Origin of the sequence: Acidianus ambivalens (genome assembly GCF_009729015.1) — an archaeon.
GTDB lineage: Archaea > Thermoproteota > Thermoprotei_A > Sulfolobales > Sulfolobaceae > Acidianus > Acidianus ambivalens.
In genome coordinates, this window is sequence record NZ_CP045482.1 from 1,321,714 (window position 1) to 1,337,953 (window position 16,240).

Genomic DNA, 16,240 nt, shown 5'->3' on the forward strand with positions numbered 1-16,240 from the left:
TTAGTTTTACATACAAAGTATATAAACTTCACGGTTTATTGGAAACTGTTGGCAACGGCAGTCTTAGATAAACTTCTTGAGAATCTTAAGGATTATACTAGCAAATTGGATGAGGCTAACAACGTAGATTTAGATAACTGGTTTTACTTATATGCAGTGCTTCATCTACTTCAAGTCCAAGCTCAGTCGTTTATTAACTTAGTTCAAACTCTCTTGTCTAACATGGGAATATCGAGCCAAGGATATAGAGATTCTATAAGAAAGCTCTTTGAGAAAAACTTGATAACTGTTGAGGAAAGGGATTTTCTAATTTCCGTTGTTGGATTTAGGATTATTATTGTTCACGAATACGCTACTGTTAATCCTATTTTCGTAAAGAAGATCATGGAAAACTAGGAGAATACTCGAGATTGCTTACAATTTAAGAGAAAGAGCCAAAAATTTCTGGGATTGTTAAACTTTCTTTTCCAACCTACTTAGTATCGACTTCACTTGCCTTTCTAACCTACTGAGCCTGCTCTCAACGTCGTCCTCGTAATCGTCATAAAAGCCAAAAAGCCCTCTAATTCTTGAAAATAGAACTTCTCCAAGATTTTCGAGTGCAGGAGTGTAACCTTTCTTAACTACCTTGTAAAGTTTTTGTACCTTCCCTACACCTATAGGCAAAATCATTATTCCCCCTTCTCTAAGCTGTTCGTAAGGTTTGCACAAGAGAGTAGGTGCAGAGGCCCAGGCTATCACTCTATCAAAGGGCTTCTCTTCTTCATATCCTAATGTTCCGTCTCCTAGCACTAGCTTCACGTTTTGGTACTCGGAAAGTAATCTAGAAGAGTATTTATACATTTCCTCGTTAATTTCTATACTAACAACCTTATCAACAATTTCCGCAATTAATGCAGTATAATAACCTATTCCTGTTCCTATTTCTAGAACCTTTTGGCCTTTGTGCAAGTCCAATTCGTCAAGCATATAAATTCCTAAACTTAACGCAGTAGTGTTTATTCCGGGCAGAATAGGTAAAGCTTCGTCGACATGAGTATAGGCATAATTCCTCAGGTTCTCTGGGAGAAACTTTGCTCTATCAATTCTCTTGAACGCTTCGGCTAACTCTGGGTTCTTGATCTTCCTAAGAATTTCCTCCTTTTCGGTCATAAGTATAATAAGATTTAATGAAAATAAAGGTTAGCCTTTCATGAAGGTATTAAATAAATTTGGCATTACTTTTAAACATGCAATTAGGTTTTATTTCGAACCAAAGAACTTCAGCTATTATACAAGGTACTTCAATAGTATGGTTTCCAGTACCAAAATTTGATTCTCCATCTATCTTTACTAAATTACTAGATGAAGATGGAGGAGAATTCTCAATACTCCTTCCCGAGAAAATCGAGAGCATTAAACAATATTATGAACACCCACTAGTTTTGACTACTGGAGTAAAAACAGAAAGAGGAGGTTCACTAAAGGTCACCGATTTACTACCTCTCGGCGAGACAGTAATAATAAGGAAAGTGGAAAGTGATGTGCCATTTACAGTAGTTTTCAAGCCGGCTTTTAAGTACGCACTTTATAGACCAATAATATTAAGGGATAGGTTCGTGAACTCTAAGGGAAGAGATTGCGTAGGTTTCTTGTATAAATGGGACGGAAAAGTTAGGAGAGAAGGTTCTTTTACCTGGAGGTTTTCTGAAGGAAAAGGATTCTTAGTAGCTAATTACGCAACTGACAAAGAGCACGGCGTATTCAGCGAAAGAGGGAAAGCTTTACAAATGGACTTTGAGAAACCTTTTGAAAAAACTATAAAATATTGGGAAAGCTTTGACGTAAAGTCTAAGGTATACGAAGACCTCTATAGATCTTCAGTCTACGTTCTTCTTGGATCCATTTATTCTCCATCTGGGGCATCAATCGCTGCACCAACAACATCTTTGCCGGAAGTCGTAGGAGGTTCAAGGAACTGGGATTACAGATTTGCTTGGGTCAGAGATTCTTCAATCACGGCAGAAGCGTTAATAAACGCTGGATTTATAATAGAGGCTAGGAGGATACTTAACTTTCTACTCTCGTTAGTTAATTTTACTTCTAAGCCATTCTATTATCCCCTATACACCGTTGAAGGCACAATTCCCCCTCCAGAAGTTAAGCTAAGGTGGCTTTCAGGATATAAGAATTCCAAGCCCGTAAGAATAGGCAATGCGGCATCAAAACAAATACAGCTTGACGTTGAAGGCTTCTTCATGAATGCACTTTACAAGTACTTTGAAAAGACCGGCGACACTGTCCTCATTAAAGATGTTTTTGATAAAGTTGAGCACATTGCGGATTGGATTTCAGAAAATTGGCTAATGAAGGACTCAGGGATTTGGGAAGATAGAGGAGAGCCCAAGCATTACACTCACTCAAAGATAATGATGTGGGTTGCTCTAGATAGGGCTGGAAAGCTCGCAGAGTATATAGGCAAAGAAGATAGGTGGAAGGAAAGTAAAGAGAAAATCAGAAAATGGGTTTTAGAAAATTGCGTTTCCAACGGTTACCTTACAAGGCTTGCCGGCAGTGAGGATGTGGACTCAGCTTTACTCTCAGCACCTCTCTACGGATTTATAGATGTAAAAGACGAACTATTCCTTAACACTCTAAAGGTCATTGAGAAGGAACTCAAGGTCGGTAATTTCGTAAAAAGGTACAAGACTGACTTTATGGGAGAAGCTAAGCATCCCTTCTTGCTAACCAGCATTTGGCTAGCTAGAGTTTACGTAAGGTTAGGAAGAGAAAATGAGGCTGAGGACTTAACTAAAGAGCTAGATAAAATTGCTGGAAGTCTTCATTTAGTAGGAGAACACTTAGACGTGGAAAAGAAGGAATTCACAGGCAATTTCCCGCAAGTATTTGTACACGCAGAAATAGTAAACTTAGTTAAAGAGATTGAAGGACTTCATTCAAAATCTTAGACCTTAATCCTTCCCTATTTTCTTCAGTCAAAACGTAAATTTTACCGTTAATTTTCATACTTCTATGTACTACTGCAATGAGCGGTTTATTCAAACTAAAAGCGTAGTTTATAAAATCTTTAAGAGATGGGATTGACATTTCCATTGGCCCTATTTCATCAATAGCTATTAAGTTAGCTGAAGGTAAAGCACTCTTAACTTCATCAATTATTTCTCCTGCTTCGCTTTGAACAGCATATTTCCCAACTTTTATTTTACCTTCTCCAACCTTAGCTAGCCATTTCTCTTTTCCAGAGGATATGCTTACTATCTTAAATCCGATCCTTTTTCCTCCTTCCCTCACTTCCGGACAATAAAAACCGACTACTTTATAACCTCTCTTCTTCACCTCTTCCACAACGTACATTAAAAGTGTAGTCTTTCCAACTCCAGGTCTTCCGGTTATGAAAATTCTCATGTCCTTTAAATTAAAGGAATAAAGTTTAAGATTATTTCCTTCGAGTATTTTATATGAAGATTCAAGAAATAGAACCGATAGTTTTGACTTCTAAAGAGAAAGGAGGAGCTACTTGGGCTTCAACAATGATTATAGTTAAAGTGACTACTTCTAACGGTGCAGTAGGCTACGGGGAAGCTGTTCCTACGCTTAGGGTAATTTCAGTATATAATGCAATAAAACAAGTGGCGAAGTCTTTCATAGGAAAAGAAGTCGAGGAAGTTGAGAAGAATTACCACGAATGGTATAAACAAGATTTTTACTTGGCTAGGTCTTTTGAATCCGCAACAGCAGTTTCCGCAATTGACATAGCCTCCTGGGACATTTTAGGTAAAGAGTTGGGGTCTCCTATTTACAAGTTTCTAGGAGGAAAATTTAGAGACAAAGTTTTAGTTTACGCTAATGGCTGGTATTCAGATTGCGTTACCCCAGAGGACTTCGCAAACAAAGCAAAGGAGGTTGTAAAAAGAGGTTACAAAGGACTGAAGTTTGATCCCTTTGGCCAATATTACGATTGGATAGACGAGAAAGGACTAAGGGAAGCAGAGGAAAGAGTTAAGGCTGTAAGGGAAGCCGTAGGAGACGAAGTTTACATTATGATCGAACACCACGGTAGGTTTAACGCTAATTCTGCAATAAAAATTGCACATGTTCTGGAAAAATACAATCCTCTCTTCATGGAAGAGCCGGTCCATCACGAGGACATTGAAGGTTATAAAAAGTATCGTTCATCAACTAAGGTTACAGTAGCCCTAGGAGAGAGGTTAATAAGCCTAAAGGAGGCAATGTTTTACATAGATAATAGGTTAGCCGACGTCCTTCAGCCAGACATTACAAACATTGGTGGAGTTACAATTGCGAGAAAAGTGGTTACTTTAGCTGAGGCAAACGACGTAGAAATTGCCTTCCACAACGCTTTTGGTTCTATACAGAACGCTGTTTCTATTCAGCTAAGTGCCGTAATCCCCAACTTGTTAATCTTGGAGAACTTTTACGACTGGTTCCCTCAATGGAAGAGGGACTTAGTTTATAATCAAACACCGGTGGAAGACGGTTACGTGAAAGTTCCTGAAAAGCCCGGTATAGGAGTTGACGTTAACGAGAAGCTCTTGGAAGAGCTTAAGGCAGAACCAATTCCTTTAGAAGTTGGAGAAGAACCGGTTTGGGTAGTTAAAAACACTTGGAGGGGATACTAATGGTGGAGATTATAGTTCCTATTCTGACTCCTTTTAATGAAAAAGGAGAAATTGACGGAGAGAAAGTTAAGACTCACGTGGAGAACTTGTTAAAGAAAGGAGTTGACATAATCTTCGTTAACGGCACAACTGGTGTAGGTCCTGCATTATCTAAAGATGAGAAGAGGAAAATGTTGGACTACGTTCTCGATGTAACTAATAAGGTAATATTCCAAGTAGGTTCCCTTAACATGAAGGAAGTTTTGGAGTTAGTAAATTATGCTAATGATAGGGACATAATTGCAGTTGCCTCTTATCCTCCTTACTATTTCTCTATTCCAAAGGATTTCATAGTGAAGTACTTCAAGGAAATATGCTCTGTAAGTAAGCATCCAGTTTACCTTTACAACTATCCTGGAGCGACGGGGAAAGACATTGATGTAAACCTTGCTAAGGAAATTGGCTGTATAAAAGGCGTTAAAGATACAAATCCGGATTTTGCTCATACAATAAGATACAAGGAATTAGGAATAAAGACGTATAACGGTTTAGAAAATCTCGCAATTGCTTCACTTAGCATTCTAGACGGTACAGTAGTAGGTGCAGGGAATTACATGCCGGAATTATTCTCTCAGCTGAGAGAATACATAAAGGCTGGAGACATGAGAAAAGCACTGGATTTGCAATTAAAGATAGACGAAATTGATGGAACTACGATTCCCTACGGTAAGATCTCGTCAATGTACTACTTGGTAAAAGAACTTCAGGGCTATGACGTTGGAGTACCTAGACCTCCAATGTATCCATTAGAGGAAAATAAAGTAAAAGAATTGGTAGAAAAAGTTAGAAAAATATGGAATAAATAAAATATTTTCTATCTTATATAATATAATTTTAATTATCTTTTCGCTTTCCATTTTAAAAAGGATTATTCGTAATTCTACTCCTATTTAGTCGTAATCTAGTTTAATAATTTTTAGTTAAAAAGATGTTAATTTCAAAGATATTTAATTCATACTCATATAAAGGAATGAAGTAAGCAAGCTTTAGAAGACCTGGATACTGCTAAAGTACTTCTAGAAAATGGAAAATATTACGCTTCAGCATTCTATTAGCAGGCCGTGGAGAAATCTTTAAAATCCCTCACTATTTGCCTCGGAAAAGATCCAGGCAAAACTTATTCCCTCATGGAACTCATTGAAATGATAGAAAAAGAAGGATTTATAGTACCTACAAATATTAGAGAAGGCCTCATGGTTTTTATCTCCTTATTTTATAATTTCCTAGGTATCCAGACGCAGCAAACGGTGTCCAGTTTAAGCAGTATAGCAAATCAATATCTGAGGATCTATATAATAGGGCAAAGGATGTAGTAGAATGGATAAAGGAAAATCTGCAATAGAAAGTCAAATTAGAATGATAAACCTTGTAAAGGAAATAATTGAGGAGATTACAAGAGACTTCACTAATCTGGAAGAGGTTTATATCTTTGGCTCTAGAGCTAGAGGGAATTATTTAGATACAGGCGACATAGACTTTATCTTCGTTTTTAAAGGAATAAAAGGAATGAATGTATTTGATAGGATGTATACGATAAGCAAATATGTTAAAGGGAACGTGGATTACATTGTTTTAGATGAGGAAGAAAAGGATAGAATAAGGGAGAAGAAATTACTTTGGAGTAGGGATAAAGGTTTCGTGGATAATAAAGGAATTTTTATAGTTAAAAGTATAATTTTATACATACAATTTTTTATTCAATTTATCTTCTTCACTATACTGAAGAAGATTAACATAAAACTTACTCACTATACTGCATAAGTTTATAAATACCAAGGGAAATTATATACTGTGAGTGAAATAAAATAACTGCTAATAGACCAGAAAACTAGACTGGAAAGAAAATTTGAAAAAGAAAGAATTATTGGAGATATATTTCAATTTTAAAAAGGTATTTATCTTAACTCAATGCCTGAGATTACGAGGATAAGAGAAATAAAATTCTGGGAAACTTTTGCTAGATACTGAGACGTATTTGGAAAAACACCAATTACTTTAGCTTGTTTTTCAGTCCATCAAGGCAGACTTTACAACAAGCATAATAAGTTTTCCTACCTTTCTTAAGAATTAAAGGAGACCCCTTAATTGCTCCACCACAATAGTCACACCTCAACTCAACGCTAACGCTGACTTTACCGACCTTTTTATGTGAGAGGAATAAGTACTTCTTCTCATCCTTTATCTTTTTGAGCTCCTCCTCGAGCTCGTTTAAATCCCTTGCATGAATAACTGCCATTATATTTCCGTCTATTAGTTCAAAGCATTCAGCATCTTGAGGGCATTTACTCGTTACTACAAAGGCTGTTACTCCTTCGTTATATTCTATAGTAAATTTTATCCCCTTTTCTTGGAGAGAAGTAATAATCCTAGATACTGTAGGCCTACTTACTTTGAGCTCCTTTGCAATTTCACTTACTGGCATTCTCGAGTTCTCCTTTAATAGCTGTAACACTCTGTATTCAAGATCTCCAAGTTTTACTTCATTTATTTCATTATCCATGTAAGTTATTTTACACTTTGAACCTAATATTTCTTTCTCTTTTTACCATTTGTTAAAAATAAAATATTAAAAGAGAGAAAAGTATATAAAATTATGATAGACCCGGTTTGCGGAATGGAAGTAGATGAAAACTCTCAGTATAAGACAATGTATAAAGGTAAGGTGTATTACTTTTGTTCACCCCATTGCATGAAAGCCTTTCAGAAGGATCCTGAGAAGTATTTAAAGGAAGGGCCTAAGGGAATGCCTAATGAGTAAAAAGGAGGGTGAAAAATTAAGGATAAAGAAAGAGGAGGAATTGAAAGTAGTAGGAATGCATTGTGCTACTTGTGTAAGTACTGTATCTAAATCAATTAAGAGCGTAAAAGGAGTAAAAGACGCAAACGTAAATCTAGCTTCAGGAATTGCTAGAGTAGAAATTGAGAATGCAAGGCTTAAGGACATAGTTGAGGCAATAAAGAAGGCGGGCTATGACGTAGTTACTCAGAAAATAAGCTTTAAGGTGAATATTAACCCCGAGGACGCAAGGAAGATTGAGGAAAAAATTGAGGAGATAAAAGGAGTAATAAAAGCCAGCGTTAACCCAACTAACGGTAACGTAATAGTGGAGTTTAATCCTTATTCCATAACCTCAGACGAGTTGGCTGAAGAAATTTACAAAAAGACCGGACACAAGGTAACCAAGGTTAAGAGCGAGGTAACTAACAAAAGCGAAGTTAAAGAAATGCTTGAGAGACTCATTATAGCGTGGATTTTCACAATTCCTACGCTATATTTTCAGTATTCAGGCTTACTTTTCATAGCATTCCTTTCCTCAATTCCCGTTCAATTCTACGCAGGATTAAGATATCATTTAGGAGCGTATATGGCATTAAAGAATAAAACCGCAAACATGGATACTTTAGTTTCCCTCTCAACTAACATAGCATGGTTTTACAGCGTTTACGCCCTCATAGTTCATCAACAAGTGTTCTTTGACGTTGCCACTCTCTTAATCTCTTTCATATTAATAGGAAAAACTCTGGAGGCCTACCTGAAGGAGAGGATATCAGTACAAATAACTTCATTAAAGGAAGTGAAAGCAACGTTGGCTGACGGAAGAGTAGTTAAGGCAAGCGAGCTAAAAGTGGGCGACGAGATTATAGTTAAGTCGGGAGAAGTAATACCCGCAGATGGAATAGTTGATGAAGGTAGTGGAGAAGTTAATGAGTCCATAGTAAATGGCGAAAGTCTACCGGTAAAGAAAAAGAAAGGAGATGCAGTAATAGGAGGTTCAACTTTAATTTCCGGTTACCTAAAGGTTTACGTTACTAGGGCAGGAGAGAGGACTTACATTTCGCAAGTTGTTGAGGCAGTAAACCAAGCACAGACAGCTAGATTACCTATACAGAACTTGGTAGATAAGGTTGCGTCAATATTTACTCCCTTAATAATAGGAATATCGGCAATGGTGTTTGCAGTTTGGAAATTTATACTAGGATTTAGCACAGAGGAATCCCTGTTATTCTCTGTAGCAACTTTGGCCTCAGCTTGTCCTTGCCCATTTGGTTTAGCTACGCCACTTGCTGTACTAACTTCCGTAAATAGGTTAGCCAAAAAAGGGATAATAGTAAGGAACGGCGAAAGCTTAGAGACGCTGAAAAAAGTCGATACTTTCGTTTTCGATAAGACTGGGACTATTACTGAAGGTAAGATAAGTGTAAGAGCTGAAGGAGATAAAGACGCAATATCTTACGCCTCTGCTTTAGAAAAAATGAGCAACCACCCCGTAGCTAAGGCAATATCTTCGATTTCTAACGTAACATTTGAGGTTAAGGATTTTACAGAATTCCCTGGCTCTGGAGTTTATGGCAAAGTTAACGGCCATGACGTGATTGTAGGTAAAAGGGAATTCGTATTACAGAACTGTGAAGGAGAAGGCAAGGGAGACGTATTAGTTTGCGTTGACGGTAAAGTTTCAGCGTCTTTTTACTTGGAAGATAAAATAAGGGAAGATGCAGTAAAAGTTATAGATTACTTGAAGAGAATGGGAAAGAGAATAATTATTGCCACAGGGGATACAAGCGACAACGCTGAAAAAGTTGGTAAAGAACTTGGAGTTGAGGTTATAAAGGGATTATCTGCAGACGAAAAGGCCGAACTTATTAGAGGTGAAGTTAATAAAGGGAGGATAGTTGCCTTCATAGGAGATGGAGTGAACGACGCAATCGCTCTTAAGGAAGCTAACGTTGGAATCGCTATTTCCTCAGGAACTGACATTGCAAAATATGCTGGAGATATTATTATTCCTAAGGTAGGAGATTTACTCACTTTATTAGAGTACTCCAATTTAACTGTGAGGAAAATAAAGGAAAACTTAGCCTGGGCATTCGGTTATAACTCAGTGCTAGTACCGATAGCTGCAGGCATACTTTATCCTACTTTATATCTACCTCCAGAATATGCAGCATTGGCAATGTCCATGGATAGCGTCGCAGTATCATTATGGTCTCTAGTTAAGATTTGAAAGCTACTCAAACTAAGAGTTTTTATTTTCTCTCCTTCTTCACTACGCTAATTTCACGTTAGGTAGTCCAATCATGAACGTTTTTATTAGCGGGGGCGATACTTGCTATTTTCGACAGAACCTAAAGATTCCATTAAAGACTTATTCGATCGCTAAACTGAAATAGATAAGTTAAAAGGAGTTTAAACGAGAGAATGATAGTAGTTCTCGGCTTAAAGAGGACTAGAAAATCCAGTTTAGTACTGTCAACCCTAAACATGAATTACAAAATGGGGGCGGAAAGCCTCGCCAGATGGATAGCCCCGTGTTTAAACACTTCTTTGCCGATTTTCTGTCAATGGCTAGGAGGGCTAAAGCGATCAGAGCTACTGTTTCTATGAAGATCGCCGTATCAGACTCCCTCCTAGTTAAAGCCCTGCGTTTCACCCTATTTTGGTTAAAGGAGAACGTGAAAAACCCGTTTTAATATTAAATCTTTGCTTGGCTTTCTCAATTAACGTCTTAACATCTTTCTTATATTCTTCTATTAAATCTTTATCAAGATATTTCCTTGCAGTGAAAAGAGTTACTGCAGATACCCACATATAAATTATATCATCACCTATCTTATAGGATAATTCAGTAACAGCGTCATTTAATGTTTTAGAATCCCATCCGTTTTCCTTAGTCTCTTTAATTATTTCTTTTAGGTTATTTTCTATAACCAGAAGCTTTATTGCTTCCTCGGCAGCCTTATAATACTTCTCACAAGCTTGAACAAGGTCACCCTTTGAAAGTAATTCTTCTGCTTCCTCGTAGTATACTTCAGCACTTATAGTTATGCTCATCCTATCTCAGTTAAGAAAGATTAGTATTTAATCTTTCACCAAAAGAAAAGTGAAGCCTTAAAAATAAACAAAATACACGAAAGGCTAGGGTTTAGCGACCCTTTAGAACTCCACATAGTTACGCCTAAAATTTACGAAGAATGGTATAAGAGGTTCATAGACGTTTATGATTTGACTTATTTCTTGCCGTTCCCTATCTTTTAAACTCGACACTTATATACAATAAACGAGAAATTAATTATCTAATGCCAATCTTAATTATTTTCGGAATCCTTGGAGTAATATCGTTAGCAGTTTACACGCTGTTGAATATTATCTATCCAAGAGCTCCTAGAAGGACAAAAAATTGAAACATCTCTAATCTTAGGCTTCTTAGGGCTAGTGATAATTTCATCGATCTCGTCTTTCCTCATTCTTATAGTCCTTATAATCATAGGTCTAGGATTAATGCACGGATTAAAGAAAATCTAATTTTTAACTATTAAATTAAAAATGATATCAGATATAATAGATATTAATAATTTTTACCCTCTATTAATATCTCTATATATTCATAGCTCCTTTTCCTATGTATGACTTTAAGCTTCCACAGCAACCTTTCTAGGCCAAGTAAACATTGAGTAAAATACTGCTAGCATTGACATGAACTCTATTCCGTCCACAAAGTAAGGCAATGAAGCCATACCGAAGGCTTCAATAATACCACCAATTAATGCAGAAACAATTCCTCCCGCAACAGCACCAATATTATAAGCAGTACCAGTCAAAAATGCCCTAACCTCAGGAGGAACACTACTGGCAGCAATGCCGGAAATCAAAGGCCAAAAACCGTTAGCAAATGCATAAATGAAGACTCCCGCACTCATTATAGGCAAAGAGACCATAGCAGATACTAACGGCATTGCTAAAAAGGCCGAAAATATCATGAAAGCAATACCTACATATATTAATCTAAAAACACTCAAGCGGTAGGATAATTTGCCGAAAATAATGTATGAAGTTCCTTGTATTCCATTTGCTACTGCCATTAGTAGCCCGACGTAATAAGCCGGAAAACGAGCAAAACACTCTGCAAAATCAGGGTAGATGCTAAAAATTGATAAGTAAGCAATAAACATTCCCGACATTGAGATTACTGCCCTTATGAAAAATGGGAAGTATTCCTTTATGCTAACTTTTCTACTCTCTATTTTTGGAGTAAAGTTTTCGTTAACCTTAAAGTAAATGTAAGGAACAAGCACTAGGGGTAAGGAACCGGTTAGCATAAAAATCCTATAGCCTTCAATAGAGTCCATGTAATTACTCATCACCGTGAAAGTAACTCCAGTAAGTGCGTAACCTAAAGCGTAGCCTGCTTGCACTATGCTGTTAACGAGCTGAACCTTTTGCTTTGGTGCCTGCTCTATTGCTAGCACTGTCCCGGAAGTCCACTGAGCTCCCATGAAAATTCCTTGAACACTCCTAATTAGCAAGAGAAGTGCATATACTGACGAAAATGCGAAGATGATCTGAAAAACTGAGTATCCTGTAGTAGCTATAATGTTGACTATTTTCCTTCCTTTAATGTCTGCTATTCTTCCGAATATCATCGCTCCTATTACTCTTCCTACTAATCCTAGAGAAAATAATATAGTTAATTGAAAGAAATTTAGTCCAAAGAGTTTTTCCATAAATGGATATGCGAATGTTAATAAAACTAGGTCATACACGTTACCGGTCCAGGCTAAGGTTGATGAAATAACTGCGTGAACGTAAGACTTCATATGCTAAAATAAAGGTTGTAGGGAATAAAATTTCCTATGAATAATGCGTTAGTCATAAAGTTATGCTAAAGCTAGTAGTTTTAGATAAATTTTAAATAAAATGTAGTTATTTTCAATATACATTAGTTGTGACTATGGGAAATTGATAAAGTGCAGAAATTATAGCTAAATAACATAAGGATTATCATCGTGAACTTGTATAGTCAAAGGATGAAGCTTTATTAGGATCTATAGACCCTACTAAAAGGAAATTATCTTAATATTTTCCAAGCCTTAGGTTTGCTAATTGTTTTCAACACGCAATGAGAAGTTTTTATTTATCACCAAGGTTCTTTGCTTTTGCTTTTTACGCATTGTATAACTTTATCTATATCTATATCAATTCCGTAAGTAGAAATGAATTTCTTAAACTTCTGTAGCACTTTTTCTAGTCTTTTTATAGCGGCATCGCTTATTCCAGGCCAGTCTATGTATTCCGGTTTTATTCCCACAATATACGCCTCTTTAGGTCTGTTATTAGATCTTGCAGATAAAGATAATACTTGCAACGGAGTTAATCTATGCGGATCTGTTATCTCTACGAAATCAGCTTTGTCTAAATCGACTTTAAATATTCCTTCCTCCTCATCCATTTGCACAATGTCTATAAAAAATACTATGTCTCCGTTTTCTATTGCCGAAAGAGCTTGAAACCCGTTAGCACCAGCATCAAATGCAGGCAAGCCAAGTTCTTCCATACAAGCCGCAGTTAATGAACCAACCGCATCGTCTCCGTAAAGTCTATTTCCTAGACCTATGATTTTAACAGCCAATTTACCTTCTCCTCCACCTTAGCATTAAGCTTTGCAATATTTTCGTCGTTATAATCCCCCCTAAAATATAAGGCGTATACTTTGTTCACTACTGAGAAGATTAGAAGGCCGTAAGCTACGTCTTCTAAATAATACCTGCCATCTAATCCAGGTCTTAATAATTCTAGCATTTCCCACCTATCTGTAGTCTCAAGAATTATTTCCTTCTCACTTATACCTTCTGGGGCATATCTACTACTTCCTACTAATAATACTTTTTCTGGAGATAACTTTCTTACCTCCTCTGCTGCGGCTATAGGATCCGTACCGAGGTCTAGAACGAAATCCTTGTCTTTCCACATCTCGTAAACTTTCTCTACAACTAATCCATCTGGTGTAGCAGAAAAGGGAATAAAACCTACAACTAACTTCATTTATTACCAGCCCGTATTTTTCTTATCAAATCTAAGAGGTCTTTTGCCTCATATTCCTTAAGCATTTTATCTAAATTAACCTCCTCAGGAGTTGTCTTTATGTCGTAAATTGTTGAGAGTAATTCTTGTTTTATGGGCCTTGTTATTTCTTCTTTAATTGCGTCCTTAAATGCTAACAATTCCTGGACAAGTTTTATTATTTCGCTCATTTTACATCACTAGCATATTCTAGGAACGATATCTCCTGTGGGCATTTCTAATATTTTTGCTCCCCCTACTGCAGTCTTTGCAACAACTATTCCTTTCTCGCTTTTAGGTTCAACTACATATCCAATACTTGCAGGCTCAAATCCTAAGCTTTTTAGAGTTTCCAGAACGTCGTCCTCAACGTTACTATCTACTGCCAGTACACCAACGCCTTCACTGGCTAGATTCAACGGGTCCAGTCCTGTAACTTCAGTTATAGCTTTAACGTCCTCTAATACTGGGACTTTTGCTTCTTCAATTACTATTACATTACCTGTTAACTGTGCCCACTCGTTTAATGTAGCAGCTAATCCACCTCTTGTAGGGTCTCTTGCAGCGTGAACATAGCCTTTAAACTTACTGAATACTTCAAGTAATTCGAACAATGGTCTTACGTCGCTTTTAAGGTTTGTAGATATATTGTATTGCATTGCGGCAATTACTGCACCGTGAACTCCTACAGGCCCGGTAACGATTATTTTATCCCCAGGTTTTATAGCATCTACTATAGGACTTCCAGTTTCGACCACTCCTAAGCCGACTGTATTTATTATGATAGAATTCTTCATAGCCGTTTCTTCAATTACCTTAAAGTCTCCACCCACCAGAGGAATATTATATTTTTTTAATAATTCTATCATAGATCCAGTAATCTTTTCAAGGTCATCAATCGGAAATCCTTCAGAAACTACAATTGAGTCCAACATGGCTATTGGTTTGGCTCCCATCATTATTACGTCATTTAAGGTACCAGAGACTGCAAGGTATCCTATATCTCCACCTGGAAAGAAATAGGGATTTACAGTATGGGAATCTGTGGCAACTACTAGGTTATTTTGGAGAACTGCTCCATCGTCTGGATAATCTATTCCAACTCCTCCTTTTACCCTCTTTAGCTCTAGTGGAAGCCTAGAAAAGAAGAGCCTCTGCAATAGTTGCTGCGTTTCTTTACCTCCATTACCATGAGAAATCTGTATCTTATTATATGACATAATTCATCAACTCTCTAAAATTTTCATAGCTTCTTTGAAGAACTCATCAGCGGCCTTTTTCGCTTCCTCTTCAGATTTGCCCATGATTTCCTCAGTTCTCTGAATTTCTTCCGCTATGAATTTTAAATTCTCTATAACTCCTTCCTTAGATAATTTTTCTATTATAACTCCAGCATGCACCATTACGTAATCTCCGGGTTTAACGTTATCCACACCTATTGCAACCCTCTTTATAGTTCCTCCGCCTAAATCTACTTCGGCTATCACATCTGTATCAATAGCTACTACCTTTGCGGGAACTGCCCAACACATCTTATTTCACCTCCGAAACAATTTTAGTAATCCTTTCCGTAGAGCCGAATCTGGCCCAAACGGCACATGCTCCTTCCATGGACACCATGCACGGTCCCCAGGGCCTTGCAGGAGTACAAGCTTTCATAAACATAGGACAGTCTGTAGGGTAGGCAATACCTAAGGTTACCTCATTACATCTGCATCCAGGAGGCAAATCGTAATCCCAAGGCTTTTCTTTTATTCCTAATTGTTCCCTTGCATTATACATGGAATACTCCTCTCTTAAATCCAAACCGCTCTTCGGTATGGAACCTATACCCCTCCATATTGCATCAACCAGCTTGAAGACCTTATTTATTTCAACTTGTGCATACACGTTTCCTTGGTACTTTACTACTCTTTTGTATTCCAAGTTCGTGTAGGTTATATCTCCCGAATGCAAGTCTTGGAGTATTTTTAGAACTCCGGCTAAGACATCTATCGGTTCGAAGCCAGTAACTACTGCTGGTATTTTATATTCCCTAGGGAAAAAGTCCCAGCTAATAGCCCCAATTATGCTAGAAACGTGACCGGGACCAATAACTCCAGAAACAGGTACTAGACCTTTGCTCTTGTGTAACCTAACAGCGAATTCAGCCGCTGGTGCTGTAAGTTTTAACGAAGAATAAAAGAGTAAGTTTTTAGGAACCTTTTCTTTCTCAAACAATACTGCATAGCTAGGAGTAGTAGTTTCGAATCCTATACCAAAAAATACTGATGGTTTTCCAGACTTTTTAGCGTCTTCTATTGCGTCAACAAAACTGTAAACTATTCTTACATCAGCCCCTAAAGCTCTGGCAGCCGCTAAACTCCCTACCTCATCTTTCTTATAATGTTTCACCGTAGGTAACTTGAAAACATCCCCAAAAGTATAAACTGTGTAACCCTCCATGGCCAATTTTATTACGTTCTCAATGTCACTGGACGGAGTAACACAAACTGGGCACCCAGGTCCCGGTATTAACTCTACTGTTTCCGGCATGAGAGCTCTTAACCCATAATGAGTCGTCACCCATTCATGTGACCCACAAAAATTCATTATCTTAATTTTTTCTCTGCCAATTTCTTTGGATACTATCGGAGCTAATTTATGAATTTGTTCTGTAATAGATTTTGCAAGTTCGCTATTCTCTCTAAATAATGCATCAATCTGTTTAGGTAAATCCATT

At 37.3% G+C, this 16,240-nt stretch carries 18 protein-coding genes and 2 pseudogenes; 9 read left to right on the forward strand and 11 right to left on the reverse strand.

Going from position 1 to position 16,240, the window contains the following annotated elements; genetic code table 11:
- Positions 1-48: 48 nt before the first annotated feature.
- Complete coding sequence (locus D1866_RS07680) at positions 49-396, forward strand: DUF86 domain-containing protein (protein ID WP_170254159.1); 348 nt, start codon at positions 49-51, stop codon at positions 394-396.
- 57 nt (positions 397-453) lie between these two features.
- Here D1866_RS07680 and D1866_RS07685 read toward each other — a convergent pair whose 3' ends face one another.
- Entirely contained in the window at positions 454-1,152 is a 699-nt protein-coding gene (locus D1866_RS07685; RefSeq protein ID WP_152943538.1) for a protein-L-isoaspartate O-methyltransferase family protein, read from the reverse strand.
- A gap of 77 nt (positions 1,153-1,229) precedes the next feature.
- Here D1866_RS07685 and treH1 point away from each other — a divergent pair, with 77 nt between their 5' ends.
- On the forward strand, positions 1,230-2,948 hold the full coding sequence (treH1, locus tag D1866_RS07690; protein ID WP_152943536.1) for an alpha,alpha-trehalase TreH1: 1,719 nt from the start codon (positions 1,230-1,232) through the stop codon (positions 2,946-2,948).
- Here treH1 and D1866_RS07695 read toward each other — a convergent pair.
- The gene (locus tag D1866_RS07695; protein WP_152943534.1) at positions 2,914-3,405 is read right to left on the reverse strand and encodes an NTPase; all 492 of its coding nucleotides are present in this window, start codon (positions 3,403-3,405) and stop codon (positions 2,914-2,916) included. The two genes, treH1 and D1866_RS07695, sit on opposite strands and share 35 nt — an antisense overlap.
- Before the next feature lie 53 nt (positions 3,406-3,458).
- On the opposite strand from D1866_RS07695, the gene D1866_RS07700 reads away from it, so the two are divergent.
- The 4 genes and pseudogenes from D1866_RS07700 (at position 3,459) to D1866_RS07715 (ending at position 6,440) form a co-directional block, all read left to right on the forward strand.
- Positions 3,459-4,640 (forward strand): mandelate racemase/muconate lactonizing enzyme family protein, encoded by a 1,182-nt coding sequence (locus tag D1866_RS07700; RefSeq protein ID WP_152943532.1) that lies wholly within the window; start codon positions 3,459-3,461, stop codon positions 4,638-4,640.
- Positions 4,640-5,485: a bifunctional 2-dehydro-3-deoxy-phosphogluconate/2-dehydro-3-deoxy-6-phosphogalactonate aldolase gene (locus D1866_RS07705; protein WP_152943530.1), complete on the forward strand. Its 846-nt coding sequence runs from the start codon at positions 4,640-4,642 to the stop codon at positions 5,483-5,485. Before D1866_RS07700 ends, D1866_RS07705 begins: the two co-directional genes overlap by 1 nt.
- Positions 5,486-5,674: 189 nt before the next feature.
- Positions 5,675-5,992 (forward strand): annotated as a pseudogene (locus D1866_RS13770) (HEPN domain-containing protein).
- 4 nt (positions 5,993-5,996) lie between these two features.
- Positions 5,997-6,440 (forward strand): nucleotidyltransferase domain-containing protein, encoded by a 444-nt coding sequence (locus tag D1866_RS07715; protein ID WP_152943528.1) that lies wholly within the window; start codon positions 5,997-5,999, stop codon positions 6,438-6,440.
- Positions 6,441-6,669: 229 nt separating this feature from the next.
- On the opposite strand, the gene D1866_RS07720 is transcribed toward D1866_RS07715, so the two are convergent.
- A complete protein-coding gene (locus D1866_RS07720; RefSeq protein ID WP_152943526.1) occupies positions 6,670-7,179 on the reverse strand; it encodes a TRASH domain-containing protein in 510 nt (169 codons plus the stop codon).
- A gap of 90 nt (positions 7,180-7,269) precedes the next feature.
- Here D1866_RS07720 and D1866_RS07725 point away from each other — a divergent pair, with 90 nt between their 5' ends.
- From D1866_RS07725 to D1866_RS13455, 3 genes and pseudogenes are all read left to right on the forward strand, one after another.
- Positions 7,270-7,437, forward strand: coding sequence for a YHS domain-containing protein (locus tag D1866_RS07725; protein ID WP_187287296.1), 168 nt, complete (start codon positions 7,270-7,272; stop codon positions 7,435-7,437).
- A complete protein-coding gene (locus tag D1866_RS07730; protein WP_152943524.1) occupies positions 7,430-9,685 on the forward strand; it encodes a heavy metal translocating P-type ATPase in 2,256 nt (751 codons plus the stop codon). Before D1866_RS07725 ends, D1866_RS07730 begins: the two co-directional genes overlap by 8 nt.
- Positions 9,686-10,022: 337 nt before the next feature.
- A pseudogene (locus tag D1866_RS13455) lies at positions 10,023-10,145 on the forward strand (RNA-guided endonuclease TnpB family protein); the annotation flags it as partial.
- Here D1866_RS13455 and D1866_RS07735 read toward each other — a convergent pair.
- The 8 genes from D1866_RS07735 to hypD form a co-directional block, all read right to left on the reverse strand.
- Positions 10,108-10,512, reverse strand: a complete 405-nt coding sequence (locus tag D1866_RS07735; RefSeq protein WP_152943522.1) for a PaREP1 family protein — start codon at positions 10,510-10,512, stop codon at positions 10,108-10,110. The pseudogene D1866_RS13455 and the gene D1866_RS07735 sit on opposite strands and share 38 nt — an antisense overlap.
- Positions 10,513-11,090: 578 nt before the next feature.
- Entirely contained in the window at positions 11,091-12,275 is a 1,185-nt protein-coding gene (locus tag D1866_RS07740; RefSeq protein ID WP_152943520.1) for an MFS transporter, read from the reverse strand.
- Positions 12,276-12,595: 320 nt separating this feature from the next.
- Complete coding sequence (locus tag D1866_RS07745) at positions 12,596-13,087, reverse strand: hydrogenase maturation protease (protein ID WP_152943518.1); 492 nt, start codon at positions 13,085-13,087, stop codon at positions 12,596-12,598.
- Positions 13,069-13,500, reverse strand: coding sequence for a hypothetical protein (locus D1866_RS07750; RefSeq protein ID WP_152943516.1), 432 nt, complete (start codon positions 13,498-13,500; stop codon positions 13,069-13,071). The genes D1866_RS07745 and D1866_RS07750 overlap by 19 nt, the downstream gene beginning before the upstream one ends.
- Complete coding sequence (locus tag D1866_RS07755; RefSeq protein ID WP_110269884.1) at positions 13,497-13,709, reverse strand: hypothetical protein; 213 nt, start codon at positions 13,707-13,709, stop codon at positions 13,497-13,499. The genes D1866_RS07750 and D1866_RS07755 overlap by 4 nt, the downstream gene beginning before the upstream one ends.
- 9 nt (positions 13,710-13,718) lie before the next feature.
- Positions 13,719-14,738 carry a hydrogenase expression/formation protein HypE gene (gene hypE / locus D1866_RS07760; protein ID WP_152943514.1) on the reverse strand — a complete coding sequence of 340 codons (1,020 nt, stop codon included), beginning with the start codon at positions 14,736-14,738 and terminating at the stop codon, positions 13,719-13,721.
- A gap of 6 nt (positions 14,739-14,744) precedes the next feature.
- On the reverse strand, positions 14,745-15,050 hold the full coding sequence (locus D1866_RS07765) for a HypC/HybG/HupF family hydrogenase formation chaperone (protein ID WP_152943512.1): 306 nt from the start codon (positions 15,048-15,050) through the stop codon (positions 14,745-14,747).
- Between the two features lies 1 nt (position 15,051).
- Positions 15,052-16,239: a hydrogenase formation protein HypD gene (hypD, locus tag D1866_RS07770; RefSeq protein ID WP_152943550.1), complete on the reverse strand. Its 1,188-nt coding sequence runs from the start codon at positions 16,237-16,239 to the stop codon at positions 15,052-15,054.
- Position 16,240: the final 1 nt, after the last annotated feature.